A 15,503-nucleotide genomic window follows, 5' to 3' on the forward strand; every position below is an offset into this window, starting at 1 on the left:
AACCCTTCACAGCGTGACGACGCGGTTCTCGTGGCGGGACAGTTCGCAGGCGTCGGCGATCCGGAACGCGGCGAGCGCGTCCCAGACCGTGCACGGCACCTCGCGGGTCCCGGCGACGACCTCGGTGAAGGCGGTCAGCTCCGCGACGTACGCGGGCTGGAAGCGGTCCATGAACGTCATGTGCGGCGGTCCCTCGGGGAAGCTGACTCCCGGCTCCGCCGACCGCAGCGCGGTGTGTGAGTCCAGTCCGACCGCGATCGACCCGAGGCTGCCGTGCAACTCCATCCGTACGTCGTGCCCGGCGCCGTTGTACCGGGTCCCGCTGACCGCGACGAACGTACCGTCGTCGAGCGTCAGCAGCGCGGCCGCCGAGTCCACGTCGCCGTACTCGCCGAAGAACGTCTCGCCGCGGTTCGCGCCGGTGGCGTAGACGCTGACGACCTCGCGGCCGGTGACGTAGCGGATGATGTCGAAGTCGTGCACCGTGCAGTCGCGGAAGAAACCACCGCTCTGCGGGATGTACTCGCGGTGCGGCGGGAACGCGTCGTTCGTGTTCGCCCGGATGTGGTGCACGAACCCGAGCTCGCCGGCCTGTACGGCCGCCCGCGCCGCCTGGTACCCGGCGTCGAACCGGCGCTGGAAACCGATGTGCACCGGCACCGAGGACGCCTCGACGAGCTCGACCACCCGCGAGGTCTCCGCCAGGTCGAGCGCGACCGGCTTCTCACAGAACGTCGGCACGCCGGCCGCCAAACCCAACGAGATCAACGAAGCGTGCGCGGACGTCGCCGCCGCGATGACGAACCCGTCCAGGCCGGACGCGAGCAGCGCCGGTACGTCGGGAACCGACGTGACGCCCAGCTCCTTCGCGACCGCCTGGGCCCGGGCCGGGTCCGCGTCGGCGACGACCACCTGATCCACCGCCGGCAACTCCTTCAGCGTCGCGGCGTGGAACGCCCCGATCCGCCCGACCCCGACCAACCCGATCCGCATCCGCGCTGCCCCTCTCGAAGAACAGGCGCGCCACAGCCCCTGCGGCGCGCTGGTTGCCGTTCAGCTTTCCGGCCCGTGCGGGGGGTGTCAATACTTTGTTAACACATTCTCACGTACGGACATGACCGGGTAACATCCGCTTATGAATGCCCTGCCGATCCAGCTCGATCGGAGCAGCCCCGTGCCGCTGTACCACCAGCTGGCCGAGCAGCTGACGGCCGCGATCACCGACGGCCGGTTGCGGCCGGGCGACCCGTTCGAGAACGAGATCGGCATGTCCGACCGGCTGAACCTGTCGCGTCCGACGGTCCGGCGGGCGATCTCCGAGCTGGTCAACCAGGGCCTGCTGGTCCGTCGCCGCGGCATCGGCACCACGGTCGCGAACCAGATGGTGCACCGCAAGGCCGAGCTGACCAGCCTGTACGACGACCTTGCCCGCGAGGGCCGGACGCCGCGGACCGAGGTGCTCGCGCTGGACTGCGCGGCGCAGGACGACCGCGCCGCCGCCGTCCTCGAGGTCCCGCCCGGCACCCCGCTGGTCGCGATCGTCCGGCTCCGGTACGCCGACGACCTGCCGCTCGCGATCATGCGCAACTGGCTGCCGCCGGCCCTCGACGACCTGACGTTGGAGGAGCTCACGAAGGACGGTCTGTACGCCGTCCTGCGGGCCCGCGGGATCCGCCCGACGGTCGCGCGGCAACGCATCGGCGCCCGCAACGCGACCGCCGAGGAACGCCGTACCTTGCACATGTCGAAGGCAGAGCCGCTCATCACCATGACCCGCTCCGCCTACGCCGCCGACGGCTCCCCCGTCGAATACGGAAACCACTGCTACCGCGCCGACCAGTACTCCGTCGACGTGGTCGTCTCCGAACGCTGACGTCCGAAGAACCGGTGAGACGTCTCGCCGGTTCTTCGGACGTAACGGGAGGTCAGGCCTGGTTGGCGATCAGGGTTCGGACCAGGCGGAGGCCTACTGAGAGGTGGGCGAGTTCGGGGCCTTCGGTTTCGACGATTTCTTCCAGCATGGTGGCAGCCCGGGCCAGTGCGGTGGCGTTCTGGTCCTGCCAGGTGATGACGCGGTCCTCGGGGTCGGCCGACGGGTCGGTCGTGGCGAGGACCTGCTGGGTGAGACGGGCGTGGACGGCGTGCAGGTCGTCGCGGAGCGCCGCGCGGGCCATGGTCTGCCAGCGGTCGGTACGCGGCAGGCCGATGATCCGCTCCAGGAAGCGGCCCAGCTCCAGCCGCTCGCCGAGGGCGAAGTGGACCTTGGCGACCTCGAGGATGTCGATGTCCTCGCGCGACGCGGTCTCCACGATCCCGAGACCGGCGTACGCCGGCGGCAGCACCGCGATCCGGGTCGCGAAGTCGTCCGAAACCCCCTTCTGCAGCAGGGCTTCGCGCCGCTGCTCGAACAGCGCCAGCTCACGACCACGCAGTACGTCGGGCAACGCCGACGTCAGCTTCGCGATCCCCGGGCCGAAGAACTCGATCAGCTCCTCGATGTCGACCGGGGGCCGCCGGTTGCTGACCAGCCAACGGGTGGCGCGCTCGACCAGCGTCCGCGTCTCGAGCCGCATGTGCGTCTGCGTCCCGGCGTCGACCACGTTGTCGAGCTCGGCGTTGCTCGACAGCAGTTCAGGCTGCGAGAAGATCCGCGACGCGGCCAGGTTCGCCCGGACCACGTCCTCGATGCTCCCGCCGGTCTCCAGCGAGAGCCGGTGGTACGCCGTGATGCCCGACGTGTTCACGAACTCGTTGACGACCTGGGTCGTGATGATCTCGCGGCGCAGCTGGTGACTCTGGATCTGGTCGGTGAACCGCTCCTGGATCGCCTTCGGGAAGTAGCTGGCGAGCTTGTGCGCCAGGTACGGGTCGTCCGGCAGCGACGTCTTCAGCAGCTCGGCGTCGAGCACGATCTTGGTGTACGCGATCAGCACCGACAGCTCCGGCGACGTCAACCCACCTCCCTCCGCCTTGCGCTTCTTGAACTCGGTGACGCTCGGCAGGAACTCCAGCTGCCGGTCCAGCAGCCCTTCCTTCTCGAGCCGCCGGACCCAGTCCTGGTGGACGTGCATCAGCGCCGGCGCCTGCTCGGCCGCGTTCGCCAGGGCGATGTTCTGCCGGTAGTTGCTCTTCAGCACCAGCGCCCCGACCTCGTCGGTCATCGACGCGATGATGTCGTTGCGCTGCTTCTCGGTCAGGTCGCCGTCGGCGACAACCTTGTCCAGCAGGATCTTGATGTTCACCTCGTGGTCGGAGGTGTCCACACCGGCCACGTTGTCGATGAAGTCGGTGTTGATCCGGCCGCCGGCCGCGGCGTACTCGATCCGGCCGAGCTGGGTGAAGCCGAGGTTGCCACCCTCGCCGACCGCGCGGGCGCGCAGGTCGGACCCGTTGATCCGGATCGCGTCGTTGGCCTTGTCGCCGACGTCCGCGTTCGACTCGCCGGACGACTTAACGTAGGTGCCGATGCCGCCGTTCCAGAACAGGTCGACCGGCGCCTTCAGGATCGCGTTCATCAGCTCGGCCGGCGTCAACGTCGGCGCAGTGCTCTCGATCCCGAGCGCGGCACGGACCTCGACGGAGATCGGGATCGCCTTGTCGGTGCGCGGGAACACCCCGCCACCGGCGGAGATCAGGGACCTGTCGTAGTCCGCCCACGACGACCGCGGCAGGTCGAACAGCCGCCGCCGTTCCGCGAACGACGAGGCGGCGTCGGGCGTCGGGTCGAGGAAGATGTGCCGGTGGTCGAACGCGGCCACCAGCCGGATGTGCTCGGACAGCAGCATCCCGTTGCCGAACACGTCACCGGACATGTCGCCGACACCGACGGTCGTGAAGTCCTCGCTCTGGCAGTCGTGGCCCATCTCGCGGAAGTGCCGCTCGACCGACTCCCACGCGCCGCGGGCGGTGATGCCCATCGCCTTGTGGTCGTACCCGACCGAGCCGCCGGACGCGAACGCGTCACCGAGCCAGAACCCGTACTCCTTGGCGACGCCGTTGGCGATGTCCGAGAACGTCGCCGTGCCTTTGTCGGCCGCGACGACGAGATAGGCGTCGTCACCGTCGTACCGGACCACGGACGCGGGCGGAACGATGTCACCGGCAACAATGTTGTCGGTGATGTCGAGCAGCCCGGAGATGAAGGTCTTGTACGACGCGATGCCCTCGGCCAGCCACGCGTCCCGGTCGACCGACGGATCCGGCAACTGCTTGGCGTAGAACCCGCCCTTCGCACCGACCGGCACGATCACCGAGTTCTTCACCATCTGCGCCTTCACCAGGCCGAGCACCTCGGTGCGGAAGTCCTCCCGCCGGTCCGACCAGCGCAGACCGCCGCGCGCGACTGCGCCGAACCGCAGGTGCACACCCTCGACCTGCGGCGAGTACACGAAGATCTCGTACGCCGGGCGCGGCTGCGGCAGGTCCGGGATCGCCTTCGGTTCCAGCTTCAGCGAGATGTACGACCGCGGCTTCCCGTCGGCGCCCGGCTGGAAGTAGTTCGTCCGCAGCGTCGCCTTCATGACGGTCAGGTACGAACGCAGGATGCGGTCCTCGTCCAGGCTCTGCACCGTGTCGAGCGCCGCCAGGATCTCCTTCTCCAGCTGGTCGGTGCGCATCGTCCGGTCCGGGTCGTCGGCCGGTCCGCGTGCCGGGTCGAAGCTGGTCTCGAACAGCTGCACCAGCAGACTCGCCACGTCCACGTGGTTGAGGAACGTGTTGTGGATGTAGTCCCGGCTGAACGGCGTGCCACCTTGCCGGAGGTAGCACTGGTACGCACGCAGGATCGACACCTGCCGCCAGCTGAGGCTGCCACGCAGCACCAGTGCGTTCAGCTTGTCGGACTCGGCCCGGCCCTCCCAGACCGCCTGGAACGTGTCGGAGAACAGGGTGCGCAGTTCCTCGCGCTCCTCGGTGTTCTCCGGTGCCCGCAGGCCGAAGTCGTAGATGTAGGCCATCGTGCCGTCGTCGCAGCGGATCTCGTACGGGCGCTCGTCGACGACCTCCACGCCCATCGCGCTCAGGTGCGGCAGCACTTGCGACAGCGACAGTGACGACCCGGTGCGGTACACCTTGAAGCGCCGCTCACCTTCCCACTCCTCGTCGAGCGGGGTGTAGAGCGACATGGCCAGCCCGTTGTCGGACGGCAGCCCCTCCAGGACGTGTACGTCGTTGACCGCGACGCGCGCGTCGAAGTCCTCCTTGTACGCCTCCGGGAACGCGTTGGCGTACCGGCGGGACAGCTTGGTGACCGCTCCGTCCCCGCCCTGTGCGTGCAGCGCCGCGGTGAAGTCGTCCTGCCAGGCCCGGGTCGCCTCGATGACCTGCTGCTCCAGCAGGTCCGCGTCGTACTCGCTGACCGTCTCGCCCTGCTTCATCCGCACCACGAAGTGCACGCGGGCCAGCACGGACTCGGTGACGTAGGCGGCGTACGTGACGGTCTCGGCGCCGATCGCGTCCTTCAGGATCTGCTGCATCTTCAGCCGGACCGCAGTGGTGTAGCGGTCACGCGGCAGGTACACCAGACAGGACAGGTACCGGTTGTAGACGTCACGCCGTACGAACAGCTTGACCGCGCGCCGCTCCTGCAGGTGCAGCACCGACTGCACGATCGGCAGCAGGTCCTCCACAGGTGCCTGCAGCAGCTCGTCGCGCGGGTAGGTCTCCAGTACGTCGAGCAGGCCCTTGCCGCTGTGGCTGTTCGGGTCGAAGCCCGTCAGCCGGAACAGCTCCAGCGCCTTGCGCCGCAGCACCGGCACCTGCATGACGCTCTCGGTGTACGCCGTCGACGACAGCAGACCGATGAACCGGCACTCGCGCACCGGGTTGCCGTTCTCGTCGAACTGCTTGATGCCGACGTAGTCCAGGAAGGTCGACCGGTGCACCGTTGACCGGGAGTTCGCCTTGGTGAGGATCAGCAGCTTCTGCTCCTGCGCCCGCGCGCTCGCCTCGGGCGGCAGCTTGCCCGAGCCCGGCTTCGGGTCCGGCCGGAGGATGCCCAGCCCGGTCCCGGCGCGGCCGCGCAGGATGCCCTGCCGGCCCTCCATGGTGAAGTCGTACTCGCGGTAGCCGAGGAAGGTGAAGTGCTCGTCGGCCAGCCACTCCAGCAGCTCGCGGGCCTCCTCCACCTCGCTCTCGGAGACCGGCAGGTCGGCGGCGTTCAGCCCGGCGGCGATGGTGACGGCCTTCTCGTGCATCTTCGGCCAGTCCTCGACCGACTCACGGACGTCGTTCAGCACCTTCTGCAGGTCCTGCTCGAGCGCGCGGTGCTCGGCGACGTCCGCGATCCGCTCGATCTCCAGGTGCATCCAGCTCTCGCGGACCAGGTCGTGCCCGTCCGCGGTCGCGCTGTCGTCGAGGACCTCCTGCAGCGTGCCGGCGACGTCGCGGCGGACCACGAACTGCGGGTGGATCAGCAGCTGGAGCTCGAGGTTGCGTTCGGTGATCGCCATCGAGGCGCTGTCCACCAGGAACGGCATGTCGTCGATGACGATCTCGACCACGGTCCGGCCGCTCGCGGACCAGCCGTGCTCCTCGAGCGTCGGCGTGAAGACGTGCACCTTCGCCGTACCCTGCGGGCGGGACATCGCGGACTTGTAGTGGTGCCGCGCGGCGCCCAGGCAGTCGTTCGGCTGGCGCTCGGCGACGTCCTCGGCGGCGACGTGCCGGTAGTACTGCTCGAGGAACGTCTTCAGCTTGCCCGGGTCGGCCGACTTGTCGTGCCCATGTGTTCCCGCGGCCACCGCCTTGGCGAGCACATCCGCCTTCTGGACGTCCAGCTTGCTCTGCATTCCCCACCGTCTCCACACGTGACTTCGGCGTCGCTCGCGCCGGACCGCACGACATTGTGCGGTCACTCAGAGATTAGTCCACCTTTGTCACTGGTGTGGTGTCGGGACGGGCCTGTCACCGACTACTGAGGCGTAGTGCAAGAGCTGGACAGGCGAGGACTGCGCGGCGCGCGTCCGGGAGCTCACCGGCGGTGATTTCGCGGCCCCGCAGCACCGGGAACCCCCATTCGTCGAGGAGGACCTCGTCAGGCGCCAGACCGGCGCACAGGCCGTGCCCGTCGCACCGGGTCCAGTCGATCTCCAGCTTGTTCATCGGGTACCTCCGAGGACTCCCAGAACCGGTCGGCCACACCCACGCCCGGTGAGGTGCAGCTGTACGTCGTCGTCGAACACCTCGAGCGCCGACGTGAGGAATCTCGCGGTCCCGTCCGGATGCGCGCAGGCTCCCCGCCCCGGGATCAGACCGAGGTGCCGGTGGGCGTCATGCCATCCCTGCGGGTCGCCGACCGTCAGCCGGGCGAAGTCGTCGACGAGTGAGGCGAGACCGAAGACACACGGCCCGCACTGGCCGGCCGACTGACCCCTCAGCCATTCGGCGACCCTGGTGACCTCACCGAGCGGACAGGTGCTGGAGCCGAGTGCCAGGACGATCCCGGCGGACACCTCGGGTCGCTGCAGCAGTACGCCGTCGGTCTGCGCCAGCCAGCGCCCGTGGTACCCACCCAGCAGGACAGGTCCCGGTTCCGCACCGGCGTACTCCAGGACTGTGTTCAGTGGGACACCAGTCGGTGTCTCGATCACACCGGGCCGTCGGACCGCCCCGTCGACCGTCAGGAGCTGGGTACCCGGCTCGCTGATCAGACCGGTGCTGCTGAACCCACGGGACCCGAGCCGCGCGAGTACGGCGAGCTGTGCGAACGTCTCGACGTTCGACAGGAACGTCGGCCGCTGGTGGTAGCCCTTCCGCGTCGGCAGCACCCGCCGGCCTGGTGGGACCGCGACACCGCCTTCGAGGGCGCTCAGGACCGCACGGGCCTCACCTGCGACGAACCGGCCCGGGGTGTCGAGCACCTCGATCGCCAGGTGGTCGTCACGCTCCATCAGCGCCTGCCGGAGGGAGGTGGCCGCGGCCGTGTCGTGTACGGCGATCAGCACGTGCGGGGCCCGCAGTGCATGTGCAAGACCGACTGCGCCGTCCAGAACGAGGTGGGGCGCCCGGGTGAGGAGGAGACGGTCCTTCCGGCTCACAGGCTCGCTCTCCGAGCCGTTGACCACGACAGCCTCCACACCGCGAGCTGGCAGATCCTGCAGCTTCAGTGCAACCGGAAACGCCGCCCCGCCGCGCCCCCTGAGTCCTACAGCCTCACAGAGCCGCACGTAGTCCTCACGGCTGAGCTCAGGCAGTGGCCCGTGCGTAAGAAGGTGCTGCTGGAGGTTCTGGTCGAGGCCGGCCAGCACCCTGGCCTCGCCGATGACTCTGGTGTCCTCGACGGTAATCATTGGGTCCTCCAGGAACGGATGGTCTTAGGGGTCGCGTTGTTGAGGCGGTACGCGCCAGCGGTGGCTACCGCGGCGAGGCAGCCGAGCGTGATGCCGAGCATCCACGGCGTACCGCGGTCCGTACCTGCCAGCAGGGCGTGGCCGATGGACAGCAGCCAGCCGACCGACGCGGCGATGTGCAGCTTGCGCCAGTGCTTCGCGAACGACTCGGACACGGCCAGACGACCACGTGCCGCTCCGACGAAGGCCGCGAGCACCAGGCTGTAGAGAGCAAGCGCACCGATGACCATCGCGAACGGCCGGTAGCCCGAGCCGAACGGCCACACCAGAACGGTCGGACTGATGTCCACATAGCTGTCGGCAATCACCGCGACCACATGTGTCGCCAGCAGGACCAGCCCGGTCACAGCAGCCGAGCGGTGCACGTACTGGAGCCAGAACCGCCTCTCCGGCCGACGCACGCCTGGCATAACCATTCCGAGCACGGCGGACAGCGTGAACATGATCATGGTGACCACGCCGGCCGCACGGGCCAGGTACCACAGGGTCATCAGGCGGCCCTGCTCGCTGCCGGCCACCCGCACAGCTCGGTGACCTCACCGTCGTCGGCGATCAGCCGCGCCGGGTGACCGGACAGCTTCAGCCGCCCGACAGCCGCATCGCCGGTCGCGATGAGCGCAGTACTGAAGGTGTTCGCCCGTACGGCGGTCGGCGCCCAGACGGACGCGGTCCGGTACGGACCCTCCGCGGGACGCCCCGTGCGCGGGTCGATGACGTGGTGCCCGTAGCCGGTCGGTGTCTGCCAACGCCGTACGGTCCGGGTCGACGTGGTCAGACCGCCGTGGGCGAGCGTCACGAGGACACCCTGGTCACCGGCGCGCTCCGCGACGGTGATGACCCACGGCTTCTTCGGCGTACCAGCTGCCCGCAGGTCGCCGCCGATCTCGACGAGGACCGCGCAGCCGTAGCGCTTGCTGATCACGTTGGCCGCCCGGTCCGCGGTCCAGGCCTTGGCGGTGGCGCCGAGGTCGAGTGCGCAGTCCTTCGGTACTCCTAGCAGCGCTAGCTTCCGATTGAGGCGGACCTCCTGCCAGCCGGCGATCTGCGTCGGGTCCTCGGGCGCCTGCGGGAAGCGCCGCCGTACCGCTTCGATATCGGCGTCGTACCCGGCCGCGATCACCGCCGGGCCGACGGTCGGATCGACCGCCCCACCACTCAGCTGGGCCGCGACCAGACTGACGTCGACCAGGTCGACGAGCAGCCGGGACACGGGTACGAGCGCGCCGGCCCTGGTGTTGACGATCGACAGCTCGGAGTCCGGGCGGAACCGGCTCGCGGCCTTGTCGACGCGGTCCATCAGCGCCTTGAGCTCACCGCACGCCGCCCCCAGTACGGCGGGGTCGTCGACGGTCAGCCGGACCGTGCAACTCCACGCGTTCCACGTGCGGGAGGCGGTCATGACCCGTTGCTCCCGCCCTGCGACGTGGAGCCGGAGTCGGCCGACCCGACCCCGCTCGAGCTGCTGCTGTCGTCCGAGCTCGAACTCGAGCCGACCGAGGAGCCTGAGCTGGTGGACGTCGTCGTACTCGTGCTGGTGCTGTCGGAGTGCTTCGACGACACGACGGCGACCGAGATCCCGGTCGCGCCGACTCCGAGGACGGCTGTGGCTATCGCGGCCGCGGACGCTCGGTGCAGCCAGCGCCGGCGGTTGGGTTGGGATTCGTCTGTGGTGACCATGCCGTAAGCCTCGTTCGAGGCCTGTCAGCCGCACTCCAAGAGAAGATCAAGCCACCGTCAAGTTCTGCTGAGAGCTCTCTGAGAGCAGTTCTCAGGAGCGGGCCTCCAGCGGGCAGTCGTCGTCGCAGTGCTTGCCGATCGTGCCGACGATCTCGTCGGCGACCTCACCGAGAACGGCCAGCCGGTCGGGGCCGAACACGTCGACGAAGAACTCCCGCACCCGCGCGGCGTGCACCGGCGCGCACTCCTTGATCGCGGCCAGCCCCTCCTCGGTGATCACGATCTCCGGGTACCGCGAGTCGCAGGCCTCCTTGCGGATCAGGCCGCGTTTCTCCATCCGGGTCAGGTGGTGCGACAGCCGGCTCTTCTCCCACTGGGTGGAACGACTCAGCTCGAACGCGCGCATCCGGCCGGACTCCGACTCGGACAGGTTCACCAGGATCTCGAAGTCCGACTTGGACAGGCCGAAGTCCCGCTGGAGGTGCCGCTCCAGGTGCGTCTCCAGCGTCCGGTTCATCAGCAGGTAGCTGCGCCACGCCTTCTGCTCGTCGTCGTCGAGCCACGGTCCCTTGCTCACGAGAGCCATCCTACCCGCTCGGGTTGACACATCAACCAATCGCGCTACGATCGGTTGAGTTGACACATCAACCTGACTCTTGGGAGTGAACGTTATGAGCAAGCTGATCGCCGTCGTCGGAGCGACCGGAGCCCAGGGCGGCGGGCTGGCCCGCGCGATTCTGGCGGATCCGTCCGGCGAGTTCACCGTCCGCGCGTTGACCCGGAACCCGGACTCCGCCGCGGCGAAGGACCTCGCCGCCGCGGGCGCCGAGGTGGTCGCCGCCGACCTCGACGACGAGGCCAGCATCCGGGCCGCGTTCGACGGCGCGTACGGCGCGTTCGTGGTGACGAACTACTGGGCGCCGCTGACCGCGGACGAGGAGGCGGCGCGGACGCGCGCGGAGATGGAGCTCGAGCAGGCCGAGATCGCCGCGCGGGCGGCCCGCGACGCCGGCGTACAGCACCTGGTCTGGTCGACGCTCGAGGACACCCGCCCGTTCTTCGCGGGGCGCGACGACGTACCGAGCCTGGACGACGGGCGCTACAAGGTCCCGCACTTCGACGCCAAGGGCGAGGCGGACGAGCTGTTCACGAAGTACGGCGTACCGACGACCTTCCTGCGGACCACGTTCTACTTCGACGCGTTCGCCACTGCCATGGCCCCGACCCGTACCGCCGACGGCACGCTGACCATCACGTTGCCGATGGGCGACCAGCGCCTGTCCGGCATCGCCGTCGACGACATCGGCCGCAGCGCCCTGGCGATCCTCAAGCGCCCCGACCTGATCGGCGCCACCATCGGCATCGCCGGCGACCACCTCACCGGCCACCAGTACGCCGAAGCCCTCACCGAAGCCCTCGGCGAAAAGGTCGCGTACCACTCCCCGACCCTCGAGGAGTACCGCGAATACCCCTTCCCGATGGCCGTCGAAATGGCCAACATGTTCCAGTTCTACGCCGAAAACCACGACGAGTTCACCGGCAACCGCGACCTCACCAAGGTCCGCGAGCTCAACCCGGGCCTGGAATCCTTCGAAAAGTGGCTCGACCTGCACAAACACGACCTACAGGCCGCCACCAAGTGACCCAACGACCTCTCACGGAGCAGTGACGGAGCAGAACAGAAGTACCAGCCACCGGACCTTCCGCCCATCGGAAGCGCGACAGGCGAACCGTCGCGCTGCGGATCAAGGCTGCTCGATGACGTCAACTCTGCCATCTTCAGCCGTCACGAGAGTCGCCGCTCGCCACTCTGCACGCCACTGCCAGCACGAGTTGACTCCAATCCGCGTCATGCCTGCCAGAGCGCGACCAGGTCGTCGAGCCGGTCCATCACGGCCTGAGAGGCCTTCGCAGGCGACCCGGAGTCGAAGGGTGGCTGAGGGTCGTACTCCAGGTTGAGCTGGATCGCCTGGGCGACCTCGGGACCATGGAGCCGGGCCGCGACCTCCAAAGCCAGGTCGATTCCGGCGGAGACTCCGGCACCGGTGACGATCCGGTCCTCGAACACGACCCGTTGCTCGACCGGTTCAGCACCGTACTCACGCAGCGCGTCGTAGGCGACCCAGTGCGTGGTGGCCCTCAGCCCGCGCAGCAGGCCCGCCGCGGCGAGCAGCAGCGAGCCGGTGCAGACCGAGGTGGTGTAGGTGGTGCTTCGGTGCGCCGAGCGGATCCAGTCGAGAATGGGATGGCCGCTCGTCATCTCCCTGACCACGTTGCCGCCGGGCACGAGCAGCACGTCGGGGGCCGGCACTTCATCGAAAGTGTGCTGGACGTCGAGGTGCAGCCGGTCCTTGGCGTCGCTGACCCGACCCTTCGCAGCCGCGCAGAACATCACTTCGGTGTCGGGCATCCCGGCGAATACCTGGTAGGGCCCGATCGCCGGATCAGACCGGCGGGACTGGGTCGTATTGGATGCCACGGCGCACCTGACGGGCCCGTTCGACCCCGACCAGCCTGGACACGAGGTGCAGGGCCATGTCGATGCCGGCGGAGATGCCGGCGGCCGTGATCAGATCGCCGTCGTCGACGAACCTGTCGTCGGGGCGCACCTCGATCGTGGGGTCGAGTTCGGCCAGACTGTCGAGCTGACTCCAGTAGGTCGTTGCCGGACGGTTGCGCAGCAGTCCGGCGGCGGCGAACACCAGGGAGCCGCTGCACACGCTGGTCAACAGCGGAACGTCCTTACGCATCCTGCGAAGCCAGTCGAGATGTGCCTCGTCGTTCCGCAAGACCCCGGTGCCACCGCCACCGGGATGCACGAGTACGTCGCACGTCGGCGCGTCGTCGAAGCCGTGGTCGGCGATCACGGTCAGGCCCTTCGCGCACTCGATCGGTCCGGCTTCGCGGGCGAGGCAGGTGACGGCGTACCCGTCCTCCGGAAACGTCTTGGTCCACCACGCCAGGACCTCCCAGGGCCCGATCGCATCGAGTTCCTCGACGTCGGGGAACAACAGGATGCCGATGTGCTTTGTCATGCGCGCTCCTTCCGGATGAGCAACAGCCGATCGCTATGCCTTCACGGTGAGGCAAGGTCTGGCTGTCGTCCACGACGACCACCCCACAGATCACGCCACCGTCTCGGACGGCACTATCTGTGGGGCACGCGTCGTTGATGCCAGATGGCGGATCGGTCCAGGATGGGCCCATGGCTCCGGGCACAGTGACCTTCGTCGTCTTCGAGAACTTCGACACCCTCGATCTCGCCGGGCCGGTCGAGGTCTTCGGAGAGGCCGGCTACAACCTCCGGACCGTCGCGCCGGCCAAGGGGCCGGTCACCTCCGACGCCGGGTTGTCCGTCAACCCCGATCACTCCGTGCGGACTGCGGACCCGCACGACGTCGACACCCTGCTGGTCGTCGGCGGCGCGGGCGTCCATGTCGCGCAACAGGACAAGAATTTGGTGCGATGGGTGGCCGACGCGGCGACCTCCGCCAGCAGAGTGGCCTCGGTCTGCAGCGGGGCGTTCCTTCTCGCTGAGGCCGGGATCCTCGACGGACACCGCGTCACCACGCACTGGCGCAAGGCGGACAGGCTGGCCGCGGAGTACCCCTCGCTCACCGTTGACTGCGACCCGATCTTCGTCCAGGAAGGACCGATCTGGACCTCCGCAGGGGTCTCTGCTGGGATGGACCTGGCCCTGGCGATGGTCGAGGACGACCTCGGCCCGCAGGCGTCGCTCGCGGCCGCTCGGGAGCTGAATCTGTTCCTCCGCCGTCCCGGGAGCCAGTCCCAGTTCAGTGTGCCGCTCTGGTCCACCCCGCCGCGCGACGACATCATGCGCCGGGTCGTCGACGCGATCCATGCCGACCCCGGCGGTCCGCACGGGATCGCAGATCTCGCGAACGTGGCCGGCCTCAGCCCTCGCCACCTGCAACGCAGGTTCACCCAAGAGGTCGGGATGACACCCGCGGCGTACGTCGAGCGCGTCCGCGTGGAGGCGGCACAACGCGACCTTTCCGAACGCGACGATCCGGTGGAGACGATCGCCCACCGCCACGGATTCGGCACCGCCGAGACGCTCCGACGGACCTTCCACAGGATCGTCGGCGCCTCGCCGACGGACTACCGCGCCCGGTTCACCACCACCCGGCCGCCGACGCACTCGACGCCGAGATACCGCTGATCTGACGGGGGCACCCAGGATGACCGGATCGAGAGTTCGGGACCGCGCCGCGCACCAGGGTCCGTTGCTCATGGTCGGCAGCGCCCTCGCCTGGGCTGCCGGTCTGGTCGCCACCAAGTGGGTGCTCAACCAGACCCGAGCTACACCCACCGCGGTACTCACGGTCCAGTTGGCCGGGTCCCTCCTCGTCCTCGCCGCAGCTGCAGCGGTGACGCGCACGCCGGTGCGCGGCGGACTCACCAAGGGATGGGTCGGACTCCTCGAACCGGGCCTTTCCTACTATCTGGCGCTCGCCGGGCTCACCCTCACCAGCGCTATCAACGCGAGCATCCTGGGCACCCTGGAACCCGTGCTCGTGCCGATCCTGGCGCTCCTGCTGTTCCGAGAGCGTCCGGCACCGCGCCTTGCCGTCATCGTCGTGGCAGCGACCATCGGTTCGCTCCTGGTCTCCGCCTCGGGGACCACCGCCGGGTCCGACTGGCACGGCGATTTGCTGATCCTGGCAAGCGTCGCAGCGGCGGCCTTGTACGTCGTCCTCGCCTCTACCCAGGTCGTCGACCTGTCGCCCCTGGCCGCCGCCATCGGCCAGCAGTTGTGGGCGCTGGCGCTGGTCATGTCGTTCCTCCTCGCGACCTTCGTCGTAACGGGAACGACGGGCTGGACCGAGCCCCAGTTCACCGACCTGTTACTTGCGGCCGGGTCCGGGATCCTGAACTACGCGCTTCCGTTCTGGCTGTACCTGGTCGCACTGACGAAGATGCCCGTCAGCAGTGCCGCGGCCTACTTGACACTGATACCCCTGTTCGGCGTTGCTCTCGCCGCGGTGGTCCTCGGCGAGGACGTCTCCCCTCTCCACCTTGCGGGTGGAGTGCTCGTCGTTGGAAGCCTCCTCTGGGAGGCGCTGGGCCATACCGGCCCGCCAGGACGCTCCGAGCGGCATCGTCGGACGAGCACGACAGACAAGTCTCCCAGCGCTTAGACGCCGGCGGGCTCGTGTCCCACCTCGTCGTACCGGGATCGGAGTACGAGGACACCGAGCAGTTGCGGCAACTCCGGCAGGCCCGGGCACAGGATCTCGGCCGGGTGGTCCCTTTGATCATGAGCGTCCGGTACTACGAAGGCAGCCGCGGCTTCAACTGGCCGCACGCCTCGGCGGCGCTCGCCCTGGATCGCTACCTCGCAGCACCCCTGGAACACGAACTGGACAGGGCAGCACGAGACCCCGGACCTTCGTCGTAGCGATCACGAAGGTCCGGGGTCTCGTGCCAGTAGCCGCAGAAGCGGTGCCCGCAGGA

15 protein-coding genes are annotated in these 15,503 nt (G+C 68.7%); 6 read left to right on the forward strand and 9 right to left on the reverse strand.

Going from position 1 to position 15,503, the window contains the following annotated elements:
* Positions 1-6: 6 nt before the first annotated feature.
* Positions 7-993, reverse strand: coding sequence for a Gfo/Idh/MocA family protein (locus E0H50_RS12390; protein ID WP_131287285.1), 987 nt, complete (start codon positions 991-993; stop codon positions 7-9).
* Between the two features lie 142 nt (positions 994-1,135).
* On the opposite strand from E0H50_RS12390, the gene E0H50_RS12395 reads away from it, so the two are divergent.
* Complete coding sequence (locus E0H50_RS12395) at positions 1,136-1,873, forward strand: GntR family transcriptional regulator (RefSeq protein WP_131287287.1); 738 nt, start codon at positions 1,136-1,138, stop codon at positions 1,871-1,873.
* A gap of 52 nt (positions 1,874-1,925) precedes the next feature.
* Here E0H50_RS12395 and E0H50_RS12400 read toward each other — a convergent pair whose 3' ends face one another.
* The 5 genes from E0H50_RS12400 to E0H50_RS12420 all read right to left on the reverse strand — a co-directional run bounded on the left by E0H50_RS12400 (position 1,926) and on the right by E0H50_RS12420 (position 9,747).
* The gene (locus tag E0H50_RS12400) at positions 1,926-6,788 is read right to left on the reverse strand and encodes an NAD-glutamate dehydrogenase (RefSeq protein WP_131287289.1); all 4,863 of its coding nucleotides are present in this window, start codon (positions 6,786-6,788) and stop codon (positions 1,926-1,928) included.
* A gap of 115 nt (positions 6,789-6,903) precedes the next feature.
* Positions 6,904-7,101 (reverse strand): ferredoxin, encoded by a 198-nt coding sequence (locus E0H50_RS12405; RefSeq protein ID WP_131287291.1) that lies wholly within the window; start codon positions 7,099-7,101, stop codon positions 6,904-6,906.
* Entirely contained in the window at positions 7,098-8,288 is a 1,191-nt protein-coding gene (locus tag E0H50_RS12410) for an NADH-ubiquinone oxidoreductase-F iron-sulfur binding region domain-containing protein (protein WP_131287293.1), read from the reverse strand. Before E0H50_RS12410 ends, E0H50_RS12405 begins: the two co-directional genes overlap by 4 nt.
* Entirely contained in the window at positions 8,285-8,839 is a 555-nt protein-coding gene (locus E0H50_RS12415) for a hypothetical protein (protein WP_165547082.1), read from the reverse strand. Before E0H50_RS12415 ends, E0H50_RS12410 begins: the two co-directional genes overlap by 4 nt.
* Entirely contained in the window at positions 8,839-9,747 is a 909-nt protein-coding gene (locus tag E0H50_RS12420; protein ID WP_131287297.1) for an FAD:protein FMN transferase, read from the reverse strand. The genes E0H50_RS12415 and E0H50_RS12420 overlap by 1 nt, the downstream gene beginning before the upstream one ends.
* A gap of 6 nt (positions 9,748-9,753) precedes the next feature.
* Here E0H50_RS12420 and E0H50_RS12425 point away from each other — a divergent pair, with 6 nt between their 5' ends.
* On the forward strand, positions 9,754-10,032 hold the full coding sequence (locus E0H50_RS12425) for a hypothetical protein (RefSeq protein ID WP_131287299.1): 279 nt from the start codon (positions 9,754-9,756) through the stop codon (positions 10,030-10,032).
* An 84-nt stretch (positions 10,033-10,116) separates the two neighbouring features.
* On the opposite strand, the gene E0H50_RS12430 is transcribed toward E0H50_RS12425, so the two are convergent.
* Positions 10,117-10,611 carry a MarR family winged helix-turn-helix transcriptional regulator gene (locus E0H50_RS12430; RefSeq protein ID WP_202868116.1) on the reverse strand — a complete coding sequence of 165 codons (495 nt, stop codon included), beginning with the start codon at positions 10,609-10,611 and terminating at the stop codon, positions 10,117-10,119.
* A gap of 85 nt (positions 10,612-10,696) precedes the next feature.
* Between E0H50_RS12430 and E0H50_RS12435 the strand changes: the two genes are divergently transcribed.
* Complete coding sequence (locus E0H50_RS12435) at positions 10,697-11,668, forward strand: NmrA/HSCARG family protein (RefSeq protein WP_131287303.1); 972 nt, start codon at positions 10,697-10,699, stop codon at positions 11,666-11,668.
* Between the two features lie 206 nt (positions 11,669-11,874).
* Here E0H50_RS12435 and E0H50_RS12440 read toward each other — a convergent pair whose 3' ends face one another.
* Both E0H50_RS12440 and E0H50_RS12445 read right to left on the reverse strand, forming a co-directional pair.
* Positions 11,875-12,504, reverse strand: a complete 630-nt coding sequence (locus E0H50_RS12440; RefSeq protein ID WP_272948496.1) for a DJ-1/PfpI family protein — start codon at positions 12,502-12,504, stop codon at positions 11,875-11,877.
* Entirely contained in the window at positions 12,470-13,060 is a 591-nt protein-coding gene (locus tag E0H50_RS12445) for a DJ-1/PfpI family protein (protein ID WP_131287307.1), read from the reverse strand. The genes E0H50_RS12440 and E0H50_RS12445 overlap by 35 nt, the downstream gene beginning before the upstream one ends.
* 170 nt (positions 13,061-13,230) lie before the next feature.
* On the opposite strand from E0H50_RS12445, the gene E0H50_RS12450 reads away from it, so the two are divergent.
* The 3 genes from E0H50_RS12450 to E0H50_RS12460 are packed head-to-tail and all read left to right on the forward strand — an operon-like array spanning position 13,231 to position 15,447.
* Complete coding sequence (locus E0H50_RS12450) at positions 13,231-14,208, forward strand: GlxA family transcriptional regulator (RefSeq protein WP_131287309.1); 978 nt, start codon at positions 13,231-13,233, stop codon at positions 14,206-14,208.
* Positions 14,209-14,227: 19 nt separating this feature from the next.
* A complete protein-coding gene (locus tag E0H50_RS12455) occupies positions 14,228-15,187 on the forward strand; it encodes a DMT family transporter (protein WP_131287311.1) in 960 nt (319 codons plus the stop codon).
* A gap of 14 nt (positions 15,188-15,201) precedes the next feature.
* A complete protein-coding gene (locus E0H50_RS12460) occupies positions 15,202-15,447 on the forward strand; it encodes a hypothetical protein (protein WP_131287313.1) in 246 nt (81 codons plus the stop codon).
* Positions 15,448-15,503: the final 56 nt, after the last annotated feature.

This window comes from Kribbella sindirgiensis, assembly GCF_004331435.1.
In the GTDB taxonomy this organism is placed as follows: domain Bacteria; phylum Actinomycetota; class Actinomycetes; order Propionibacteriales; family Kribbellaceae; genus Kribbella; species Kribbella sindirgiensis.

Coding starts and splice junctions, on each gene's coding strand:
- E0H50_RS12430 (WP_202868116.1), bottom strand. CDS start 10,611: ATGGCTCTCGTGAGCAAGGGACCGTGGCTCGACGACGACGAGCAGAAG.
- E0H50_RS12415 (WP_165547082.1), bottom strand. CDS start 8,839: ATGACCCTGTGGTACCTGGCCCGTGCGGCCGGCGTGGTCACCATGATC.
- E0H50_RS12400 (WP_131287289.1), bottom strand. CDS start 6,788: ATGCAGAGCAAGCTGGACGTCCAGAAGGCGGATGTGCTCGCCAAGGCG.
- E0H50_RS12390 (WP_131287285.1), bottom strand. CDS start 993: ATGCGGATCGGGTTGGTCGGGGTCGGGCGGATCGGGGCGTTCCACGCC.
- E0H50_RS12435 (WP_131287303.1), top strand. CDS start 10,697: ATGAGCAAGCTGATCGCCGTCGTCGGAGCGACCGGAGCCCAGGGCGGC.
- E0H50_RS12450 (WP_131287309.1), top strand. CDS start 13,231: ATGGCTCCGGGCACAGTGACCTTCGTCGTCTTCGAGAACTTCGACACC.
- E0H50_RS12405 (WP_131287291.1), bottom strand. CDS start 7,101: ATGAACAAGCTGGAGATCGACTGGACCCGGTGCGACGGGCACGGCCTG.
- E0H50_RS12455 (WP_131287311.1), top strand. CDS start 14,228: ATGACCGGATCGAGAGTTCGGGACCGCGCCGCGCACCAGGGTCCGTTG.
- E0H50_RS12445 (WP_131287307.1), bottom strand. CDS start 13,060: ATGACAAAGCACATCGGCATCCTGTTGTTCCCCGACGTCGAGGAACTC.
- E0H50_RS12395 (WP_131287287.1), top strand. CDS start 1,136: ATGAATGCCCTGCCGATCCAGCTCGATCGGAGCAGCCCCGTGCCGCTG.
- E0H50_RS12410 (WP_131287293.1), bottom strand. CDS start 8,288: ATGATTACCGTCGAGGACACCAGAGTCATCGGCGAGGCCAGGGTGCTG.
- E0H50_RS12420 (WP_131287297.1), bottom strand. CDS start 9,747: ATGACCGCCTCCCGCACGTGGAACGCGTGGAGTTGCACGGTCCGGCTG.